The 19189-nt window shown below is 69.6% G+C and carries 19 protein-coding genes and 1 pseudogene; 6 read left to right on the top strand and 14 right to left on the bottom strand.

Annotated elements, in window-relative coordinates:
- Positions 1–53 precede the first annotated feature (53 nt).
- From AAG689_RS08150 to AAG689_RS08130, 5 genes are all read right to left on the bottom strand, one after another.
- Positions 54–368 carry a hypothetical protein gene (locus AAG689_RS08150; RefSeq protein WP_406625520.1) on the bottom strand — a complete coding sequence of 105 codons (315 nt, stop codon included), beginning with the start codon at positions 366–368 and terminating at the stop codon, positions 54–56.
- Positions 369–370: 2 nt separating this feature from the next.
- The gene (locus AAG689_RS08145) at positions 371–766 is read right to left on the bottom strand and encodes a phage holin family protein (RefSeq protein WP_406625519.1); all 396 of its coding nucleotides are present in this window, start codon (positions 764–766) and stop codon (positions 371–373) included.
- A 16-nt stretch (positions 767–782) separates the two neighbouring features.
- Positions 783–1091 carry a YqjD family protein gene (locus tag AAG689_RS08140; RefSeq protein ID WP_020229676.1) on the bottom strand — a complete coding sequence of 103 codons (309 nt, stop codon included), beginning with the start codon at positions 1089–1091 and terminating at the stop codon, positions 783–785.
- A gap of 114 nt (positions 1092–1205) precedes the next feature.
- On the bottom strand, positions 1206–2312 hold the full coding sequence (locus tag AAG689_RS08135) for an NAD(P)/FAD-dependent oxidoreductase (protein ID WP_406625518.1): 1107 nt from the start codon (positions 2310–2312) through the stop codon (positions 1206–1208).
- Between the two features lie 16 nt (positions 2313–2328).
- Positions 2329–3366: a histone deacetylase family protein gene (locus AAG689_RS08130; RefSeq protein ID WP_406625517.1), complete on the bottom strand. Its 1038-nt coding sequence runs from the start codon at positions 3364–3366 to the stop codon at positions 2329–2331.
- A gap of 104 nt (positions 3367–3470) precedes the next feature.
- Between AAG689_RS08130 and AAG689_RS08125 the strand changes: the two genes are divergently transcribed.
- The 5 genes from AAG689_RS08125 (at position 3471) to AAG689_RS08105 (ending at position 9499) form a co-directional block, all read left to right on the top strand.
- Complete coding sequence (locus AAG689_RS08125; protein ID WP_406625516.1) at positions 3471–5648, top strand: ATP-binding protein; 2178 nt, start codon at positions 3471–3473, stop codon at positions 5646–5648.
- Positions 5638–6282, top strand: coding sequence for an RluA family pseudouridine synthase (locus AAG689_RS08120; RefSeq protein ID WP_406625515.1), 645 nt, complete (start codon positions 5638–5640; stop codon positions 6280–6282). Before AAG689_RS08125 ends, AAG689_RS08120 begins: the two co-directional genes overlap by 11 nt.
- Before the next feature lie 89 nt (positions 6283–6371).
- Positions 6372–7121 carry an SDR family NAD(P)-dependent oxidoreductase gene (locus AAG689_RS08115; RefSeq protein WP_406625514.1) on the top strand — a complete coding sequence of 250 codons (750 nt, stop codon included), beginning with the start codon at positions 6372–6374 and terminating at the stop codon, positions 7119–7121.
- A gap of 87 nt (positions 7122–7208) precedes the next feature.
- Entirely contained in the window at positions 7209–8393 is a 1185-nt protein-coding gene (gene bktB / locus AAG689_RS08110; protein ID WP_406625513.1) for a beta-ketothiolase BktB, read from the top strand.
- Positions 8394–8509: 116 nt separating this feature from the next.
- A complete protein-coding gene (locus tag AAG689_RS08105; protein ID WP_406625512.1) occupies positions 8510–9499 on the top strand; it encodes a Bug family tripartite tricarboxylate transporter substrate binding protein in 990 nt (329 codons plus the stop codon).
- A 69-nt stretch (positions 9500–9568) separates the two neighbouring features.
- On the opposite strand, the gene AAG689_RS08100 is transcribed toward AAG689_RS08105, so the two are convergent.
- The 3 genes from AAG689_RS08100 to AAG689_RS08090 form a co-directional block, all read right to left on the bottom strand.
- Positions 9569–10009, bottom strand: coding sequence for a universal stress protein (locus tag AAG689_RS08100; protein WP_020229684.1), 441 nt, complete (start codon positions 10007–10009; stop codon positions 9569–9571).
- Between the two features lie 84 nt (positions 10010–10093).
- On the bottom strand, positions 10094–10849 hold the full coding sequence (locus AAG689_RS08095) for a 2OG-Fe dioxygenase family protein (protein ID WP_406625511.1): 756 nt from the start codon (positions 10847–10849) through the stop codon (positions 10094–10096).
- Between the two features lie 41 nt (positions 10850–10890).
- Complete coding sequence (locus AAG689_RS08090; protein WP_406625510.1) at positions 10891–12588, bottom strand: long-chain fatty acid--CoA ligase; 1698 nt, start codon at positions 12586–12588, stop codon at positions 10891–10893.
- A gap of 144 nt (positions 12589–12732) precedes the next feature.
- Here AAG689_RS08090 and AAG689_RS08085 point away from each other — a divergent pair, with 144 nt between their 5' ends.
- Positions 12733–13803 carry a linear amide C-N hydrolase gene (locus tag AAG689_RS08085; protein WP_406625509.1) on the top strand — a complete coding sequence of 357 codons (1071 nt, stop codon included), beginning with the start codon at positions 12733–12735 and terminating at the stop codon, positions 13801–13803.
- A gap of 24 nt (positions 13804–13827) precedes the next feature.
- Here the strand turns inward: AAG689_RS08085 and AAG689_RS08080 are convergent, their stop codons facing one another.
- The 6 genes and pseudogenes from AAG689_RS08080 to AAG689_RS08055 all read right to left on the bottom strand — a co-directional run bounded on the left by AAG689_RS08080 (position 13828) and on the right by AAG689_RS08055 (position 19188).
- Complete coding sequence (locus AAG689_RS08080; RefSeq protein ID WP_406625508.1) at positions 13828–14613, bottom strand: HpcH/HpaI aldolase family protein; 786 nt, start codon at positions 14611–14613, stop codon at positions 13828–13830.
- 35 nt (positions 14614–14648) lie between these two features.
- Positions 14649–15347, bottom strand: coding sequence for an RraA family protein (locus AAG689_RS08075; protein WP_406625507.1), 699 nt, complete (start codon positions 15345–15347; stop codon positions 14649–14651).
- Between the two features lie 9 nt (positions 15348–15356).
- A complete protein-coding gene (locus tag AAG689_RS08070) occupies positions 15357–16373 on the bottom strand; it encodes a Bug family tripartite tricarboxylate transporter substrate binding protein (RefSeq protein WP_406625506.1) in 1017 nt (338 codons plus the stop codon).
- Positions 16374–16397: 24 nt separating this feature from the next.
- Positions 16398–17182: pseudogene (locus AAG689_RS08065) on the bottom strand (Bug family tripartite tricarboxylate transporter substrate binding protein).
- A 231-nt stretch (positions 17183–17413) separates the two neighbouring features.
- Positions 17414–18430 carry a LacI family DNA-binding transcriptional regulator gene (locus AAG689_RS08060; protein ID WP_406625505.1) on the bottom strand — a complete coding sequence of 339 codons (1017 nt, stop codon included), beginning with the start codon at positions 18428–18430 and terminating at the stop codon, positions 17414–17416.
- The gene (locus AAG689_RS08055) at positions 18427–19188 is read right to left on the bottom strand and encodes an SDR family NAD(P)-dependent oxidoreductase (protein WP_406625504.1); all 762 of its coding nucleotides are present in this window, start codon (positions 19186–19188) and stop codon (positions 18427–18429) included. The genes AAG689_RS08060 and AAG689_RS08055 overlap by 4 nt, the downstream gene beginning before the upstream one ends.
- Position 19189: the final 1 nt, after the last annotated feature.

The following is a 19189-nucleotide window of genomic DNA, read 5'->3' as shown; positions in this document are numbered from 1 at the left end:
CACTGCACCGCCCGGCTACCCCTCGCGTGGGGGATTTGATTGATGACAGGCCCCTAGCCGCGGCGCAGGCGCGCCACCAGCGGCATCACCATGCCCGCCCAGCGGATCAGCCGCGCGGGCCCGGCCATCACGGCCACGCCCACGGCGGCAGCCGTGACCAGGGGATGCAGACGCGCGAACGCGAGCACGCGCATGGCCACCGGCGCGCCGGGTTCCACGCGGCCCGCGCCTTCGGAGGCCATGACCGCGCGGCTCTGACGGTAGGCGGTGCGGCGCGCCTTCAGCCGTTCGCGCTGCACGAGGATGCGGTTCAGCACCTTCTGCTGTTCCGGGCTGGCGGGCGCTGCCGCCGGTCGGTTCGTGTCCATGGCTACAGCTGCTCCTTGATCACCTGCCAGTCGTTGGCGAGTTCCCTGCGCGTGAGCGCGAAGGCGTTGCCTGCCTGGCGCACGGTGGACATCAAACAAGCCACCACGACACCGCAGGCCACCACGCTACCGCCCGCCAGCAGCCAGGCCACCAGCGTGCGGTGCGGCGTGTCCCAGAACTGCACCAGCACTGCCAGCGCCAGCAGCAGCAGCGCCACCACGGCCAGTGCGCCCAGGACGATGGCCAGCGCCACCATCTGCGCCACCCTGCGTTTCTGGTCCGCCCATTCGAGCCGTGCCAGCTCGATACGGTCTTCGGCCGCGATGGCCCCTTCGATCACGGCGGCGCGCCAGCGCGCCAGCCAGCCGTCCAGACCCAGCAGGGAGAGCCAGTTCATGCGCAGGTTCCCCGAATCAGCGGCGTGCGAGCAGGAAGCCCACCAGCGCGCCTACGGCCAGCGCCGCGCTGGCCACGCGCCAGGGTTCGTCGTGCGCATAGCGGTCGGCGGCGGCAGCGGCCTCCTTGGCCTGGGCGGCCGCGTCCTGCGCTGCGCGCACGGCGGAATCGCGCACGGAATGCATGCCGTCGTCCAGACGCTGGCGCAATTGCTTGATCTCCGGAATGCCGTCCAGGTCCTTGCTGGCCAGCAGGCTGCGCAGGTCGCCGACGAGGCGTTCGAGCTCGCCCTGTGCGTTGGAAATGGTTTCGGATGCGGAGGTCATAGACAAGCCTTTCATAGCAGGACATTACGGTAATACGCCGCACGCGGGGCCGGTGTAGGCGTACGCCCCATCTTAGCCAATGCAAGGCTTGGCGCCGCTGATTCTCCGCAACCCTCAGGGCTTACCCACCATGCCGGCCACGTGCGCGCCAATGGCCAGCGCGCTGGTCAAGCCGGGCGACTCGATGCCGAACAGGTTCACCAGGCCCGGCACGCCATGCTCCGCCGGGCCCTGGATCAGGAAGTCGGCGGCGCTTTCGTGCGGCCCGCTGATCTTCGGGCGGATGCCCGCGTAGCCCGGGGCCAGCGCCCCGTCCTGCAGGCCCGGCCAGTACCGGCGCACTTCCGCATAGAAGCCGTCGGCCCGGCGCGGGTCCACGACCAGGTCGTCGGGACCGTCCACCCACTGCACGTCGGGGCCGAACTTGGCCTGCCCGCCCAGGTCCAGCGTGAGGTGCACGCCCAGGCCCGCGGCCTCGGGCACGGGGTAGATGAGCCGGCTGAAGGGCGCCTTGCCCGCCAGCGTGAAGTAGCTGCCCTTGGCATAGGCCGCACGCGGCACGTGGGCCGGGTCCAGCCCCTTGATGCGCCGCGCCAGGTCCGGCGCATGCAGGCCTGCGGCGTTGACCACCAGCGCTGCGTGCAGGCAAGTGCCGTCCTTCGCTACCAGTTCAATAGCATCCTGCGCTTTCTGTGCCTCCTCCAGAGGCGAATTCAGTGCCACGAGGCCGCCCGCGTTCTCCAGATCGCCCTGCAGGGAAAGCATGAGCGCATGGCTGTCCACGATGCCGGTGCTGGGCGACAGCAGGGCCGCCACGCATTCCAGCGCGGGCTCCAGCGCGCGCGCCTCGTCCCGCGCGAGCCACTGCAGGTCGTGCACGCCATTGGCCCCGGCGCGCTGGCGTATGCCGTGCAGCTGCGCTTCCTGCTGGGGCGAGGTCGCCACGATGAGCTTGCCGCAGCGGCTGTGCGGCAGGCCGCGCTGCCCACAGTAGTCGTACAGCAGCTCCTTGCCCTGCACGCACAGCCGGGCCTTCAGCGAACCTGCAGCGTAGTAGATGCCCGCGTGGATCACCTCGCTGTTGCGCGAACTGGTTTCGGTGCCGATGGCGTTAGCCGCCTCCATCACCAGCACCTCGCGCCCCTGCAGCGCCAGCGCGCGCGCCACGGCCAGGCCCACGACGCCGGCGCCGATCACGACGCAGTCGACGGTCTCACTCATGTTCTGTTTCCCTTCTTCAAGCCTGCTCGAAACCTTCGAGCACATTCACTGCATTGCTCCCCAGCTCCGCCGCCGCGTAGCCTCCTTCGAGCACGAACACCGTGGGCAGCCCCAGGCGGGCCAGGCGCTCGCCGATGCGCGGAAAGTCGTCCGCCGCCAGGCGAAAGCGCGAGATGGGGTCGCCCTCGAACGTGTCCAGCCCCAGCGACACCACCAGCGCATCGGCGCCGTGCGCAGCGATGCGCGCGCAGGCCTGCTCCAGCGCGGCCATCCACGCGGCGAAACCGGTGCCGGCGGGCAGCGGCAGGTTCAGGTTGCAGCCCGCGCCCGGCCCGGCGCCGGTCTCGTCGGCATGTCCCAGGTAGAACGGGTATTCGGTGCGCGGATCGCCGTGGATGCTGGCGAACAGCACGTCCGCGCGCTCGTAGAAGATGCTCTGCGTGCCGTTGCCGTGGTGGTAGTCCACGTCCAGCACGGCAACGCGCGCGGCGCCGTGCAGGCGCAGCCACTGGGCCGCCACGGCGGCGTTGTTCAGGAAGCAGTAGCCTCCCATGAAGTCCGGCCCCGCATGGTGGCCCGGCGGGCGGGTGCAGCAGAACGCGGCGCGCGCGCCGGCGGCCACGCAGGCCGCGGCGCTGGCGGCCGCATCGGCGCCGGCCTTGGCCGCGGCCCAGGTGCCCGCAGCCAGGGGCGTGCCGTTGTCCATGGAATAGAGCCCCAGGCGGGCGATGAAATTGGCGGGCTCCACGTCGTCGCGCAGCGTGCGCACGGGCCAGACCGAGGGAAAGGGCTGCACCTGGGCGTTGGCGGCGTCCAGCGCCAGCCACTGCTGCCAGGCCGTGCGCAGGAAGTCCAGGTAGCGCGGCGCGTGCACCTGGGCCAGCACGGCGACGCTGTCCTCGCCGGGCGCCTGCAGTGCATGGCCGCGTGCGCGCAGGCGGGCTTCCACGTAGTCCACGCGGGCGGGCTTCTCGAAGCACGGCACGCGCTCGCCCCGGAAGAATTCATGCTGCGGCGCGTGGCCCTGGTGCAGCGGGTTGTGGAAGGTGATCATCGTCGGCGCGGCGGCGGTGGGGCTGGAGCGCCGATTGTGGCTGAAGCCGCACCCACCCAGCGCGTACACTGGCAGGCCCGCGCCGGGCACCACCACCAGCCGCCATGAGCCGCCCCGACCTGTCCTTCCTCCTGCGCGCCGAACAGGGTGCGCCGGCACCCGCCGCCGCGCCGTCCAGCCAGGACGAGCGCCGCGGCATCGAGCGCGCCAGCGGCGCGGTGGCCGCGCTGATCGCCGAGCTGCGCGCCTCGCAGGCCGAGCTGGAAGCGCAGAACAAGGTGCTGCGCTACAGCCAGGCCGCGGCCGAGAGCGCCTCCGAGCGCTTCGAAACGCTGTTCTCCAGCGTGCCGCTGTCGCTGATGGTGCTGGACGAGCACGACATCGTGGTGCAGGCCAACTCCATGGCGCACCGCTCGTTCCAGCCCAGCGAGGCCGACCGCCCCCTGACCTCGCTCATGCCCTTCGTCAGCGCCGGAGACGCGCCGCGCGTGCGCGCCGCGTTCGACGCAGCGCGCCGCGAAGGCACGGCCGAGGCCACCGAGGTCGTGTTCCACATCGGCCGCGAAGGCCGCATCACCGGCGACCTGCACATCGCCCGCATCGAGGAGCCGCAGCAGGACGCCCAGCCCCCGCTGGTGCAGTTCCTGTGCGCCGTGATCGACCAGGGCCCCCTGCTGGCCGAGCGCCAGGCCCTGCAGCGCAGCGCGCAGGCGCTGCAGGAGCGCAACGCCCAGCTGCACGCCAGCGAGCTGCGGCTGGAGGCCGTGATCAACTCCGCGCTGGACGCCATCATCTGCGTGGACCAGCACCAGCGCATCACCGTCTTCAACCCCATGGCCGCCATGCTGTTCCAGTGCTCCACGCGCGACGCACTGGGCAGCCCTTTGGTGCGCTTCCTGCCCACCGCCGGGCAGGTGCTGGCCTTCGCGCAGCTCACCACGCAGGCGGGACTGGGCGAGATGACCGCCCTCACCGCCGGCGGCAAGGAGCTGGCGGTGGAGGTCAGCGTCTCCTTCGAGCGCCACGCCGAGGGCGAGACCACCACCGTGTTCGCACGCGACCTCACCGGCCGCAAGCGCGCCGAGGCGCGCCGCACCGAGCTCGAGGCGCAGCTGCGCGAGTCGCACAAGATGCAGGCCGTGGGCACCATGGCCGGCGGCATCGCGCACGACTTCAACAACATCCTGCATGCCATCCTGGGCAACGTGGAGCTGGCCAAGGCCGGCTACGCGGCCGACTCCGCAGGCATGGAAAGCCTGCTGGAGATCGAGAAGGCCGGGCGCCGCGCCCGCGACCTGGTGCGCCAGATCCTCACTTTCAGCCGCAACGAGCCGCCCCGGCGCGCCGCCGTCTCGCTGGCCGACGTGGCGCGCGACACCAACCGGCTGCTGCGCGTCACCATGCCGCCCGAGATCGAGCTGTCCATGCACCTGCCGCCCGACCTCCCGCCGGTGCTGGCCGACGCCACGCAGGTGGAGCAGGCGCTGCTGAACCTGTGCACCAACGCCATCCACGCCATCGGCCCGCGGCGCGGCCACATCCACCTGGAAGCCGCCCCGCTGCAGCCCGACCCGCGCCTGCGCGAGCGGCTGGGCCTGGCCGAAGGCGGCTACGTGGCCGTGACCGTGCGCGACGACGGCCCCGGCATGGACGCGGCCACGCTCTCGCGCATCTTCGAGCCTTTCTTCACCACCAAGCCCGTGGGCCAGGGCACCGGCCTGGGCCTGGCCGTGGTGCACGGCGTGATGCGCACGCACGGCGGCGGCATCGACGTGCACAGCAGCCCCGGCCACGGCAGCCGCTTCACGCTGTACTTCCCCGTGGCGCAGGGGCCCGTGGCAGCCGCACCCGCGCAGGCGGCCGCGCCGGTGCCACCGGCAAGCCCGCACACCCCGCCGGGAGCAGGCGACCGCCAGCGGCACGTGATGTACGTGGACGACGACGAGGCGCTGGTCTTCCTCGTGCAGCGGCTGCTGCGCCGGCGCGGCTATGCCGTGAGCGGCTTCACCGACCCGCACGAGGCCACCCAGGCGCTGCAGAGCGACCCCGCACGCTACGACCTGCTGGTGACCGACTACAACATGCCCGGCTACTCCGGCATCGACCTGGTGCGCGCGGCGCTGGCCATCCGCGCCGACCTGCCCGTGGCGCTGGCCTCGGGCTACGTCACGGCCGAGATCGAGCAGGCCGCCCTGGCCGAAGGCGCCCGCGCGCTGATCCACAAGCCCAACGACGTGCAGGAACTGTGCGCCACGGTGGACCGCCTCGTCCATGGGCATTGAGTGCCTGCACGCGGACGACGACCTGCTGGTGCTGCACAAGCCCGCAGGCCTGCTGTGCGTGCCCGGACGCGGCGACGACAAGCAGGACTGCCTGTCCGCACGCGCCGAAGGCGCATGGCCCGGCGCGCTGGTCGTGCACCGGCTGGACCAGGCCACCTCGGGCCTGGTGTTGATGGCACGCACCGCCGCGGCGCAGCGGCGCCTGGGCGATGCCTTCGCCGCACGCGCGGTGGACAAGCGCTACCACGCCGTCGTGCACGGACAGCTGCGCGCAAGCGATACGCCGGATGGCTGGGGGCTCATCGACCTGCCGCTCGCGCGCGACTGGCCTCGCCGCCCCATGCAGAAGGTCGACCTGGCGCACGGCAAGCCCAGCCAGACGCGCTGGCGCGTGCTGCACCACGACGCAGCGGCAGGCACCACGCGGCTCGAGCTGCAGCCGCTCACCGGGCGCACGCACCAGCTGCGCGTGCACCTGGCCGCCATCGGCTACCCCATCGTGGGCGACGCGCTCTACGCGCCCGCAGGCGCACTGCCCTCCGCGCCCCGGCTGCTGCTGCATGCCAGCGCGCTGCGCTTCGCCCACCCTGCCCTGGGCCACGACTGCCATTTCAGCCAGCCGCCGGATTTCTAGTGTTTTTTGCCTCCAGCGCTTGATGGACAAGCGCAACCAGCTATCAATCCATGAGCAGAGCAGCCTGCGGGCTGCATTACCATCGCAGCATGACCCAGCACCTCACCATCCTCACCGGCGCATCGCGCGGCATGGGCCTGGAGATGGCCCGGCAGCTGCTGCAGCCCGGCCACACGCTCATCACCCTGTCGCGCCAGCCCAGCGGCCAGCTCCACGCCCCGGAGGGCGCCCAGCTGGAACAATGGGCGCAGGACCTGGCCGACGGCGCCGGTGCCGCCCGGCGCCTGCGCGACTGGCTGGCCGGCCAGCAGGCCGGCCGCTTCGCCAGCGCCACGCTGATCAACAACGCGGGCGTGATCCCGCGCATCGCCCCCCTGTCGGACAGCGATGCCGCCGACCTGGCCAACGCATTGCGCGTGGGGCTGGAAGCGCCCATGCAGCTCACCGCGGCCTTCCTCGGTGCAACCGAAGGCTGGGCCGTGCCGCGCAAGGTGCTCAACATCTCCTCGGGCCTGGGCCGCAAGGCCATGGCCTCGCAGGCCGCCTACTGCGCCGCCAAGGCGGGCATGGACCACTTCACGCGCTGCCTGGCGCTGGACGAAGCGGCCAAGCCCCACGGCGCGCGCGTCTGCTCGCTGGCGCCCGGCGTGATCGACACCGACATGCAGGTGCAGCTGCGCGGCGCCGATGCGTCGGACTTCCCCGACGTGCAGAATTTCGCCAACCTCAAGGCCGGCGGCATGCTCGCCTCGCCCGCAGGCGCGGCCGCCCGCGTGCTCGCATGGCTGCAGCGCGCGGACTTCGGCGCGAATCCCGTGGCCGATGTGCGCGAGGCCTGAAACTACCCATTCGATAGCTGCTTGCGCTTATCCAGCAAGCGCTAGAGCCTGATTTCATTCACAACCATCACACCCTAGGAGAACACCATGTCCCGTGAAGTCGTCGTCGTTTCCGCCGTGCGCACCGCCATCGGCACCTTTGGCGGCAGCCTGAAAGACGTGCCGCCCACCGAACTGGGCGCCACCGTCGTGCGCGAGTCGCTCGCGCGCGCCAGCGTGGAGGGCAAGGACGTGGGCCACGTCGTGTTCGGCCACGTGGTCAACACCGAGCCCAAGGACATGTACCTCTCCCGCGTAGCGGCCATCAACGGCGGCTGCGCCGAGGGCACGCCCGCGTTCAACGTGAACCGCCTGTGCGGCTCGGGTCTGCAGGCCATCGTGAGCGCCAGCCAGTCCATCCTGCTGGGCGACGCCGACGTGGCCATCGGCGCGGGCGCCGAATGCATGAGCCGCGCTCCCTACGCCAGCCTCACCAGCCGCTGGGGCGCGCGCATGGGCGACTTCAAGATGATCGACATGATGATCGGCGCGCTGCACGACCCCTTCCACACCATCCACATGGGCGTGACGGCCGAGAACATCGCGGCCAAGTGGGGCATCACGCGCGAGGACCAGGACAAGCTGGCCGTCGAGAGCCACAACCGCGCCGAGCGCGCCACGCAGGCGGGCTATTTCAAGGACCAGATCGTGCCCGTGATGCTCAAGAGCAAGAAGGGCGAGGTGGCCTACGCCACCGACGAGCACTTCCGCTCCGGCGCCACCCTGGAAGACATGGCCAAGCTCAAGCCCGTGTTCGTGAAGGAAAACGGCACGGTGACGGCGGGCAACGCCTCGGGCATCAACGACGCGGCCGCCGCCGTGGTGCTGATGGAGGCCAAGGCCGCCCAGGCGCGCGGCGCCAAGCCGCTGGCGCGCCTGGTGGCCTATGCGCACGCGGGCGTGGACCCGAAGTACATGGGCATCGGCCCCGTGCCCGCCACGCAGCTCGCGCTCAAGAAGGCCGGCCTGACGGTCAATGACCTGGACGTGATCGAAGCCAACGAGGCCTTCGCCGCCCAGGCCTGCGCCGTCACGCGCGACCTGGGCCTGGACCCGGCCAAGGTCAACCCCAACGGCTCGGGTATCTCGCTGGGCCACCCGATCGGCGCCACGGGCGCCGTCATCACCGTGAAGGCGCTGCACGAGCTGCAGCGCATCCAGGGCCGCTACGCGCTGGTGACCATGTGCATCGGCGGCGGCCAGGGCATCGCGGCCATCTTCGAACGCATCTGACACCCGCCATCGCCAATGGCGATGGCGCGCGCCCGCATCGGCACGGCTGCCGCGCGGGCGTTTGCGCCATCATGCGCACCGGCTTCATTTCCCCCGATTCCAAGGAGACTCACCCCATGCACCGCAGACACCTTCTTTCCCTGGGCGTGCTCGCCTGCGCACTGGGCGCCGCACAAGCCCAGACCGCGGCCCCTGCCGCAGCGGGCGCCTATCCGTCCAAGCCCATCCGCCTGATCGTGCCCTTCCCGCCCGGCGGCGGCACCGACATCCTGTCGCGCCTGGTGTCAGCCAAGCTCACCGAGGCCAACAAGTGGACCGTGGTGGCCGACAACAAGCCCGGCGCGGGCGGCACCATCGGCATCACCGAGGCCGTGAAGGCCGCGCCCACGGGCTACGACATCGTCATGGGCCAGAAGGACAACCTGGTGATCGGCCCCTGGCTGTACAAGAGCCTGCCCTGGGATCCGACCAAGGACCTGACGGCCGTCGCCCACGTGGCCTGGACGCCCGTGGTGATCGCCACCAGCGCCACCTCGCGCTTCAAGACCCTGGCCGACGTGGTCGCCGCCGCCAAGGACAAGCCCGGCACCATCACCTACGGCTCGCCCGGCAACGGCACCTCCATCCACCTCGCGGGCCACCTGTTCGAGCAGGCTGCGGGCATCAAGCTGAGCCACGTGCCCTACAAGGGCTCCAACCCCGCGCTCATGGATGCGCTGGCGGGCAACGTGGACCTGCTGGTCTCGTCCCTGCCCTCGGCCATGGGCCAGATCAAGTCGGGCAAGCTGCGCCCGCTGGCCGTGACCTCGGCCAAGCGCAGTTCCTCGGCGCCCGACGTGCCCACCGTGGCCGAGTCCGGCTTCAAGGGCTTCGACGTGAGCACCTGGTACGGCCTGCTGGCCCCCGCCGGCACTCCCGCGGCGGTGGTGCAGACGCTCAACACCGAGGTCAACAAGCTGCTGGCCCAGCCCGACGTGCAGGCCGCCATCCAGGCCCAGGGTGCCGAGGCGCAGGCCATGACGCCCGCCGAGTTCAGCACGCTGCTCAAGACCGAGTACACGCAGTGGAAAGGCATCGTGGAGGCCTCGGGCGCCAAGATCGAGTGATCCTGCCGGCGCTTCCCATGAAAAAAACGGCTCCCGCGGGAGCCGTTTTTTGTAGGGCGCGGTGTGCGCTCAGTCGCGCACCACCAGCACCGGCACGTGGGCCACGCCCAGCACGCGCTGCGTGACGCTGCCCAGCACCAGCTTCTCCAGGCCGCGGCGGCCATGGGAGCCCATGACGATGAGGTCGGCACCCACGCTCTCGACGGCGCGCACGATGCCATCGTGCACCGCATGGCCCTCGCCCACCATGGTATTCACCGTGGCCACGCCGGCCTGCGTGACGGCGGTCTTGGCGGCATCCAGGGCCGTGTTGGCCTCGGCGGTCGCCGCGCTCAGGTACTGCGCCTGGCCATAGGCGAAATCGGCGCCCACGCCGGTGAACGGATAGGGGTCGATCACGTACAGCGCGGTGACCGCGCTGCCGAAGGTCTTGGCCAGCGCCGCGGCCTTGGCCACGGCCTTCATGGAGGTTTCCGAACCGTCCACGGGAACCAGGATGTGCTTGAACATGGAATCTCCTTTGCGAGTTGAGAGAAGTGGTGGGGTCCAGTGTGGCGCCATCACGCGCGCGGCGGCTTGACGCGCATCAATCAATCACGGCTCGCCGTCGCCCTGGAAGCCTGCGCGCCGGCAGGTGAGCACCAGCGTGTCGCGCCAGCCGCCGCCTTCCTCCAGCGGCTGGATGGGCGTGGTTTCATGGATCATGCGCGCATCGTCGAGCAGCATCAAGGACCATGGCTCGTTCAGGGTGAAGCGCTGGCCGTTGGGGCCCGCGGCCTCGAAGATGCGCGTTTCGCCCCCCTTGACGCCGTGCCGCGCGACGAGGAACACCGCCACCAGGTCCACGCCGTCGCGGTGCGCGCCCTCCGGCGTGGGGCGCCCGATGCCGCCCTCGGTGTCGATGCGGAACTGGTGCGCCTCGATGTACCAGCGCTCGGGCCGCGAGGCCAGGGCCGCCTGCGACAGACCCGCCACGGCATGCATCAGCCGCTGCCATGCGGGGAGCACCACGGCCTGCTCCTTCATCGGCGCGAACCACCGCTGCATGCCGCCGTGCAGCGCGTTGTACTCCACCGGCTGCCAATGCGCGCGGTGCGGCACCTGCTGCACTGCATCCCCGTCCACGACGAAGCAGGAGTGGCGCCGGCGGCGGTAGCGGCCGCCATCCTTCAGGAAATCGTCGGGCGGCAAATCGTCCCAGTCCTGTGCCAGCGCCTGCAACTCGGCCAGGGTGCACCCGGCCCACAGGGCCGTGTCGTTGGGCTGCAGGACGGCATAGCCGCGGTCGCGCAGTTGCGGCACGACCTGGCCCGGAGGAACGTAGGGAGGGGAAAAAGTGACATGCGCCATGCCGCTGGAGCTTAACCGCTGGCGCAGGACGTCCGTGCGGGCTACAACTGCCCTGCGTTCTGCGCCTCCTGCAGCAGGCGCCACATGACCTTGCCGCTGCCGGACTTGGGCAGCGCATCCACGAAGCGCACGAGGCGCGGCACCTTGTACACGGCCATGTGCTCGCGGCACCAGGCGACGATCTCCTCCTCGCTGACCAAGTCCCGGTGGCTGGCGCGCAGCACCACGACGGCCTTGACCGTCTCGCCGCGGTAGTCGTGCTGGGCGGCGATCACGCAGGCCTCCTGGATTGCGGGGTGGCGGAACATCAGCGCCTCGACCTCCGCCGGCCAGACCTTGAAGCCGCTGGCGTTGATCATGCGCTTGAGGCGGTCGGTGAGGAAGAAGTAGCCCTCCTCGTCCATGCGCCCCAGGTCGCCGCTGCGGAAGAACCGCCTGCCCTCCAGCTCCATGAACGCCGCCGCCGTGGCCTCGGGGTGCTTCCAGTAGCCCGAGAAGACCTCGGGGCCGTGGATGACGATCTCTCCTTGCTCGCCCACCGGTACTTCCTGCAGCGTCTGCGGGTCCACCACGCGCGCGTCAGTGCCTATGAAAGGGATGCCCAGGCATTGCTGCTTGGGGCGGTCAGGCGGGTTGCTGTGCGAGGGCGCCGCGGTTTCCGTCAGGCCATAGCCTTCGACGTAGCGCAATCCGTAGAGCTCCAGCAGCCGCTGCGCCACCGCCTGTGGCATGGCCGCACCGCCGCCACCGATGTACTGCAGGCTCGACAGGTCGTACTGCGCGAAATGCGGGCTGGCCAGCAGGTCGATGATCATGGTGGGAATGTTGGTCCAGCTCGTCACGCGGTAGCGTGAGATGAGCCGGCCGGCCAGGTCGCGGTCCCAGCGCGGCATGAGCACCAGCGTGGCGCCGCAGTACATGGCGCAATGCATGACGCTGACCATCCCCGTGATGTGGAACAGGGGCAGCACGCCCAGCACCACGCTTTCGGCCGTGGCGCCGCCCCAGAGGCTGCCGGCGACGGCGTTGTGCATGATGCTGCGGTGCGGATGCATGCATCCCTTGGGCAGTCCCGTGGTGCCGCTGGTATAGGGCAGCACCGCGAGGTCGCCGGGCCCGACCTCCAGCGCCGCAGGCGCGCCGGCACTGTCCAGCGCCTCGTGCCATGCATGCACCTGCCCCCCGTGCAGCAGGGGCAAGGGCCTGTGCGTGCACAGCCATTCCCGCCATGTGTCGGGCATGTCCGGCGGTGATAGCGACGGGGCATCGAAGGCATCCGCATACTGCGTGACCATGAGGTGCTGCAGCCCCTGGCCTTCGGGCAGCGCGGCGCTGGCCGTGGCCAGCTCGCCCGCGATGTCGGCCGTGGCGATGGCCACGCGCGCCTCCGAGTCCAGGAGGTAGTGCTGCAGCTCCTGCGCGCGGTTCATGGGATTGACCGGCACGACGACGGCATTGGCGCGCAGGATCGCGAAATGCGCCAGCACCCATTGCGGGCAGTTCTGCATGAACAGCACCACCCTGTCGCCCTTGCGCACTCCCAGGGCCTGCAGCCGCGCTGCCAGGCGCTGCGCGCCGTCGTGCAGCGCGCGGTAGCTGGTCTCCTGCCCGAGGAAAACCAGCGCCGGCTTGTCCGGATAGCGCCGCACATTCACGGCCAGGTTGTCCCAGAGGGAGGTGGCCGGCACGGTGATCGCCTGCGGAAGGCGGCTGGGCCAGAACGCGTGGTGGGGTCGCATGCGATGGGCTCCTATCTGATGCCACGCAAGCCTAGGGACTCGCGGCATGCGCATCATCAGTGGGAGCCCCAGTGCGCAGTCTCCGGCGCGACGCACGCGCCGCCTGCACGGTGGTATCCATAATGGCGTTCAGGGAGTATGCGCATGAAGCCGAACAAAGTTCTTTGCCTCTTGACCCGCTCACTGCTGGCGGGCCTGACCAGCGTGTCCGTGCTGACCGGCGCCTGGGCCTGTACGCGGCTGGTGTTCCATGGCGCCCACGGCCAGGTGGTCACCGCCCGGTCGATGGACTGGAAGAGCGACATCACCAGCAACCTCTGGGTACTGCCGCGCGGCATGGCCCGCAACGGCGAGGCCGGTCCGAACTCGCTGCGCTGGACTTCGCGCTACGGCAGCATCGTCACTTCGGGCTACGACGTGTCCACCACCGATGGCGTGAACGAAGCCGGGCTGCACGCCAACCTGCTGTGGCTGGCCGAGTCCCAGTACCCACGCTTCGATGCGCAGAGCAAGCCCGGCCTGACCATCGCCGCCTGGGCGCAGTACGTGCTGGACAACTTCGCCACCGTCCAGGAGGCCGTGGCGGCACTGGAGAAGGAGCCGTTCACCCTGGTCACCGACAACGTGCCGGGCGAGAACCGCCTGACCACGCTGCACCTGTCGATGTCGGACGCCAGCGGCGACAGCGCCATCGTCGAATACATCGGCGGACGCCAGGTGATCCACCACAGCCGTACCTACCAGGTGATGACCAACTCGCCGGTGTTCGAGCAGCAGCTGGCACTCAACACCTACTGGCAGCAGATCGGCGGCACCACCATGCTGCCCGGCACCAACCGCGCGGCCGACCGCTTCGCGCGGGCGGCGTTCTACGTCAACGCCATTCCCAAGGACCCGGACCCGAACAAGGCACTGGCCAGCGTCTTCAGCGTAATCCGCAACGTTTCGGTGCCCTACGGCCTCACCACGCCCGGCGAGCCCAACATCTCGTCCACCCGCTGGCGCACGGTCTTCGACCACCAGCGCAAGCTGTATTTCTTCGAATCCGCCCTCACGCCCAACACGTTCTGGGTCGATCTCAAGGCCGTGGACTTCAGCAGCGGCAGCGGCAAGGTGCTCAAGCTCGACCTGGGGCCGAACCAGAGCCACGCCTACGCGGGCGACGCCACGCGCGCCTTCCAGCCGGCGGCGCCATTCAAGTTCCTGGGCCTGTGAAGCGCCGGCACGCCTGAGACGCCGTCAGTACTGGATGGAGATGTCCTCCTGCCCCCGGCTGGCGGCCTTGCGCAGTGCCTGGGTGATGATGCTGGTCGCCACGTTGGCGAAGTAGCGCGCGCCCCAGCCGGCATACTTGTCCTCGGCTTCGGGCGTCAGCGCAATGGTTCCCGCGCACTTGCCGGCCGCGGCAACTGCCCGCAGCGCCTTCTCGATCGCCGCTTCCACCGGCGGCGAAGCCCAGTCGTTGTTGTGGCCCATCGCATGCGCAAGGTCGTTCGGGCCGACGAACACCGCATCGACACCCTCCACGGAAGCGATGGCCTGGGCGTTCTCGACACCCTCGGGCGTCTCGATCATGGCGATGAGGGAGATGCCCTCGTTGCTGCGCCTGGTGTGTTCGATGCCTCCGAAAGCGCCATAGCCTGCGGCACGCGAGCTGAAGGCGCTTCCGCGGCGCCCCACCGCCGGGTAGCGCACCTGCTCGACGAGGCCGCGCGCCTGCGCGGCAGAGCTGACCATGGGAATTTGCACCGCGCCCGCCCCCATGTCGAGCACACGCGAAATATCCTGGGGCAGGCAGCGCACCACGGGAATGATGCCGCTGGCCCGTGCCGCCCGCAGCATGTTCTCGGTGGTTTCCAGATCCGCGCAGCCGTGCTCGTTATCGATGATGACGAACTCGAATCCCGCGTAGGCGCACATCTCGATGATGGCAGGGCTGGGCAGGCCGCTGAAGAGGCCTCTCAAACGGCGGTCGCTTCGCAGCAGTGCGGACAGTCGGGTATCCAGGGGGTGGCGGATTTCCATGGGCTTGACGGGTGTGAAGAAGTGAGGGGAGAAGGTCAGTGGATTTCATCGGCGTGGCGCATCGCCGCTTCGAGCATGCCCAGGTCGAACCGGCCGCTGCGTGCGGCCTCCAGCAAGGGAGCTTCCTTGCGCTTGACCAGTTCGATGCACTCCGGCATCTGCGCCAGGTACCGGGGCGCGATGACCACTGCGCCATGCCGGTCGGCATGGACCACGTCGCCATCGTTCACCGTGAGGCCGAACACCTCCACGGGCTGTCCGAAATCGACGACGTGCACATGCGCATGCGATGGCCCCACGCTGCCGGCGAGGATCGGGAAATTGGGCGAGAGGTCCCCGATGTCACGCACGGAGCCGTTGGTCAGGACGCCGGCGACGCCCAGCCCCTCGTGCACGGCGGAATTGACCTCGCCCCAGAACGAACCCGTGCCGGGCCGGTCGTCCATGTCCTGCATGACGACGATCACGGGCCCTTGCGGGTGGCCCGCCACGTGCCGGTAGTACGCGAGGCGCGTGGCCCGCACCGTGGCGGGGTCGATCTGGGGCGGGCTGCTCGCACGGATGCGGGCCGTGCGGGCAATGCCTACCACGGCAGGCAGCGGCTGCGGTGCGGCGACGAGCGTGCCGTAGGTGAAACCGTGCGCCACACGGCTTCCCATGGCGATTTCCAGCGCGTTGCAGATCGTCGGCGTATCCACCGCGCGCAGCGCCTGGAGAAGGTCGGGTGTCAGCATGCGGGCACCTCAATCGATGGTCAGGTTGTTGGCCTTGATCAGGTTCGAGAACTTGACAGTCTCCTCGCGGATGAACTGGCGGAAGGCATCCGCCGTCATCGGCCTGGGCGAGAAGCCTTGCGCGGCCATGCGCTCCTTCACCCCTGCGCTCTTGAGCACGGCGACCACCTCCTGGTTGAGGAAGGAAACGACGGGCGCCGGCGTGCCCGCGGGCGCCAGCAGGCCCAGCCAGGTGACGGCCTCGAAGCCGGGCACGCCGGCTTCGTCCAGGGTCGGCAGATCGGGCTGGAGGGGCGAGCGCTGGCGGCTGGTCACGGCAAGCGCCGTCGCCTGGCCGTTCTTCGCGAACGCCAGCGCCGTGGCCATGTTGTCGAACTGCATGTCGATCTGGTTGCCCGCCAGGTCCACCAGCGACTGGCTGCTGCCCTTGTAGGGCACGTGCACGGCCTTGCCGCCGATGCGCTCGAGCATCATCAGCGTGGTCAGGTGCTGCGAGGTGCCGTTGCCGCTGGTGCCGTAGGACACGGCGTCCGGCTTGGCCTTGATGGCGGCCACCAGCTCCGGCACGTTGCGCGCGCCGGATTTCTTGCTGGCCAGCAGCACCAGCGGCGTGTCGGCCAGCTCCGTGATCGGAGCGAAGTCCTTCTCGACGTCGTAGCTGATCTTCTTGAGCAGGTGGGGATTCACCGCCAGGGCCGTCTGCGTGCCCAGCAGCAGGGTATAGCCGTCGGGCTTGGCGCGCGCGACATATTCCGTACCGATGCCGCCGCCCGCCCCGGCCTTGTTGTCGACCACCACCGCCGTTCCCCAGCGTTTGCCAAGCTCATCCGCGATGAGCCGACCGATGATGTCGGTGGCGCCTCCAGGGGCGAACGGGACCACGATCACGACGCGGCCGGTATGCGGATAGCCCTGCGGGCCGGTGGTCTGCGCCGCTGCGGCCACGGCGCCCAGGGATGCGCCGAGCACGGCGGCCTTGAACGCCCGCAGCAAAGGTCGGCGCGCGAGTTTGAACGAATCGAACATGGAATGTCTCCTCAGGATTGCGGTTTATTCGGCCTGGATTCGCGCGTCGCGAATGACCTTTTCCCATTTGGCGATTTCGGCACGCTGGAAAGCGGCGAACGGCTCGGCGGTGCGCCCGTCGGGCTCCACGCCCAGATTGCGCAACCGCTCCTGCGTGTCGGGGCTGGCCACGATGGCGGCGATTTCCTTGCCGAGGCGCTCGACGATGGGCTTGGGCGTACCGGCCGGGGCGAACACGCCTTGCCAGGACTGCATCTCGAACCCGGTGACGCCGGCCTCGTCCAGGGAAGGCACGCCCGGCAGGCTGGGCACTGCTTTCTTCGAGGTGACGCCCAGCACCTTGACGCGCTTGCCGTCGATCATGGGCCGCGCCGCGGCCACGGTTTCGAACACCATGTCGATCTGGCCGCCCACGAGATCGACCATGGCCTGCGAGCCCCCTTGTAGGAAATCTGGCGCAGCCGGGTGCCCGTGAGGCTTTGGTAGAGCTGCCCCGAAAGGTGTTGCGACGTGCCGGCACCCGCCGTTCCATAGGTCAGGCTTTCCGGTTTGGCCTTGAGCTCCGCCGTGATCTCCGCGACCGAATTGAAGCGGCTGCCGGCAGGCACGACCAGCACGTTGCTCACCATGCCCACCAGGTTGACGGGCGCGAAATCCTTGACCGGGTCGTAGCCCAGGTTGTCGTTGAAGAAAGGGTTGACCGCGTGCGTGGTGATGGTGCCGCCCATGAGGGTGTAGCCATCGGCCGGGGAGCGCGCGGCGGCCTGTGTGCCGACGATGCCCGAGACGCCCGGGCGGTTCTCGATCACCACCGGCTGGCCCAGGCGTTCGCCCAGTTTCTGGGCGATCAGGCGGGCCACGCCGTCCGAAACCCCACCGGTGGAAAACGGCACGATGTACTTGACGGGCTTGCTGGGCCAGTTGTCCGCCGAGGCCAGGCCAGGCAGGAATGCGAGCGTGGCGCAAGCCGCGGCCAGCGCGGCGCTCAGGGAACGGCGGCGCCGTTGATGGATGGACACGAAATTTTCTCCTTTGATTGATCAGACCGCGTGGGTCCGCACCGAATCGCGCTCGACGATGCGGCAGGGAACCACGACGTTGCGGGAATTCACATCGCCCTGCATCTGCTCATGCAGCAGATCCACGGTGGCGCTCACCATGTCCTCGACGCTTTGCACCACGGTGGTCAGGCGGTAGGAGCCCCACGCCGCCTGGGGCACGTCGTCGAAGCCGATGACCCCGACGTCCTGCGGTACGCGCAGGCCCAGTTCCAGGCGCAGCACGTCCATCGCGGCGATGGCCATGTGGTCGTTGGCAACGAACACCGCGTCGGGCGGCTGGCCGCTGCCGAACAGCTCGCGCGTGGCTTCCTGGGCGCCGCTGAAGCTGTAGTGGCCGACCGCCCGGCGGTACGGCGCATGGCCCGCCTCCTTCAACGCATCGCTGAAACCGCGCTCGCGCTCCTGATTCGTCGAGGAGTTCTCCAGGCCCGCCAGAAAAGCCGGGCGCCGGTAGCCCCGCTCCAGCAGCAGCTCCGCAACCATGCGCCCGCCCTTGTAGTTGTCCGAGGTCACGGAGCTGGTGCTGTGCCGCGCCAGCGCGCTCATGTCGGGCACACGGTTGAACAGCACCACGGGCACGCCCGCGTCGGCGCAGGTCTTCGCCAGCGCGGTGGACAGCGTCGTCGAGGCCATGACGATGCCGTCCACCTGGTATTGCAGGATCTCGGTGAGCACGCCATCCGTTTCGTCGAGGTCGCTGATGAACATCAGCACGTGGTAGCCCTGCTTCTGCAGCTTCTGCGACAGCTTCTCGATCACCAGCGGATAGAACTGGTTTTCCAGGTAGCTCATCACCAGCGCGATGATCCGGCTGCGCCGCGTGATGAGGCTGCGCGCCAGCGCGTTGGGCCGGTAGCCCAGGGTCTGGGCCGCCAGCATGACCTTGCCGCGCGTTTCTTCCGACACGCTGGCGCCGGGCGTGAACGTGCGGCTCACCGCCGACTGCGACACCTGCGCGAGCCGGGCGACGTCCTGCGCCGTGACGTTGGTCTTCATGCCGCGGTCCAGCCGCCGTCGAGCATCAGCGCGCTGCCGGTCACCAGGCTGGAGGCATCGCTGGCGAGAAAGACGAAGGCGCCCATCACCTCTTCCATCTGCCCGAGGCGCCCGAGCGCGATGCGTTCCATGACCCACTGGCGAAAGCCCGGCTCCTGGAACATGCGCGCCGTCATGTCGGTCTCGATGAAGGTCGGGCACACCGTGTTCACACGGATGCCCGCAGGGCCCAGCTCCCACGCCAGCGCCTTGCCCATGCCTTCGACGGCATGCTTGCTCGCGCAGTACAGGGTGCGGCGCGGGCTGCCGACGTGCCCCATCTGCGACGACACGTTGATCACACTGCCGCAGATGCCCTCTGCGGCCATGCGCCGCGTCACCGCGCGGGTGACGTAGAACGCGGCCTTCACGTTGAGGTCGAGCACTGCGTCGATGTCCTCGTTCTCCAACTGCGCCAGCGGCTTGGGCCGGTTCATGCCGGCGTTGTTGACCAGCACGTCGTACGCGCCCAGCCCCGCCAGCCGCTCGTCCACGGCCCGCGCATCGGTCACGTCCAGGACCAGGTAGTCGCACTGGCCGCCTTCCTCTCGCAGGCGCTCGCAAGCGGCGATCAACTCGTTTTCCGATCGCGCAGCCAGGGTGACGGCGGCGCCCGCCTGCGCCAAGGCCGCCGCGGCCGCGAGGCCGATGCCGCGGCCCGCGCCCGTGACCAGGGCGCGTTTGCCGTCCAGCCTGAAGCTGGGGGTGCGCGGCAGCATG

Origin of the sequence: Acidovorax sp. SDU_ACID1, assembly GCF_045291395.1 — a bacterium.
In the GTDB taxonomy this organism is placed as follows: Bacteria; Pseudomonadota; Gammaproteobacteria; order Burkholderiales; family Burkholderiaceae_C; genus MR-S7.
This window is presented reverse-complemented; position numbering and strand designations above follow the sequence as displayed.

Bases quoted from the DNA above. Each gene is read 5' to 3' on its own strand.
- AAG689_RS08150 (WP_406625520.1), bottom strand. From the start codon at position 368: ATGGACACGAACCGACCGGCGGCAGCGCCCGCCAGCCCGGAACAGCAG.
- AAG689_RS08145 (WP_406625519.1), bottom strand. From the start codon at position 766: ATGAACTGGCTCTCCCTGCTGGGTCTGGACGGCTGGCTGGCGCGCTGG.
- AAG689_RS08140 (WP_020229676.1), bottom strand. From the start codon at position 1,091: ATGACCTCCGCATCCGAAACCATTTCCAACGCACAGGGCGAGCTCGAA.
- AAG689_RS08135 (WP_406625518.1), bottom strand. From the start codon at position 2,312: ATGAGTGAGACCGTCGACTGCGTCGTGATCGGCGCCGGCGTCGTGGGC.
- AAG689_RS08130 (WP_406625517.1), bottom strand. From the start codon at position 3,366: ATGATCACCTTCCACAACCCGCTGCACCAGGGCCACGCGCCGCAGCAT.
- AAG689_RS08125 (WP_406625516.1), top strand. From the start codon at position 3,471: ATGAGCCGCCCCGACCTGTCCTTCCTCCTGCGCGCCGAACAGGGTGCG.
- AAG689_RS08120 (WP_406625515.1), top strand. From the start codon at position 5,638: ATGGGCATTGAGTGCCTGCACGCGGACGACGACCTGCTGGTGCTGCAC.
- AAG689_RS08115 (WP_406625514.1), top strand. From the start codon at position 6,372: ATGACCCAGCACCTCACCATCCTCACCGGCGCATCGCGCGGCATGGGC.
- bktB (WP_406625513.1), top strand. From the start codon at position 7,209: ATGTCCCGTGAAGTCGTCGTCGTTTCCGCCGTGCGCACCGCCATCGGC.
- AAG689_RS08105 (WP_406625512.1), top strand. From the start codon at position 8,510: ATGCACCGCAGACACCTTCTTTCCCTGGGCGTGCTCGCCTGCGCACTG.
- AAG689_RS08100 (WP_020229684.1), bottom strand. From the start codon at position 10,009: ATGTTCAAGCACATCCTGGTTCCCGTGGACGGTTCGGAAACCTCCATG.
- AAG689_RS08095 (WP_406625511.1), bottom strand. From the start codon at position 10,849: ATGGCGCATGTCACTTTTTCCCCTCCCTACGTTCCTCCGGGCCAGGTC.
- AAG689_RS08090 (WP_406625510.1), bottom strand. From the start codon at position 12,588: ATGCGACCCCACCACGCGTTCTGGCCCAGCCGCCTTCCGCAGGCGATC.
- AAG689_RS08085 (WP_406625509.1), top strand. From the start codon at position 12,733: ATGAAGCCGAACAAAGTTCTTTGCCTCTTGACCCGCTCACTGCTGGCG.
- AAG689_RS08080 (WP_406625508.1), bottom strand. From the start codon at position 14,613: ATGGAAATCCGCCACCCCCTGGATACCCGACTGTCCGCACTGCTGCGA.
- AAG689_RS08075 (WP_406625507.1), bottom strand. From the start codon at position 15,347: ATGCTGACACCCGACCTTCTCCAGGCGCTGCGCGCGGTGGATACGCCG.
- AAG689_RS08070 (WP_406625506.1), bottom strand. From the start codon at position 16,373: ATGTTCGATTCGTTCAAACTCGCGCGCCGACCTTTGCTGCGGGCGTTC.
- AAG689_RS08060 (WP_406625505.1), bottom strand. From the start codon at position 18,430: ATGAAGACCAACGTCACGGCGCAGGACGTCGCCCGGCTCGCGCAGGTG.
- AAG689_RS08055 (WP_406625504.1), bottom strand. From the start codon at position 19,188: ATGCTGCCGCGCACCCCCAGCTTCAGGCTGGACGGCAAACGCGCCCTG.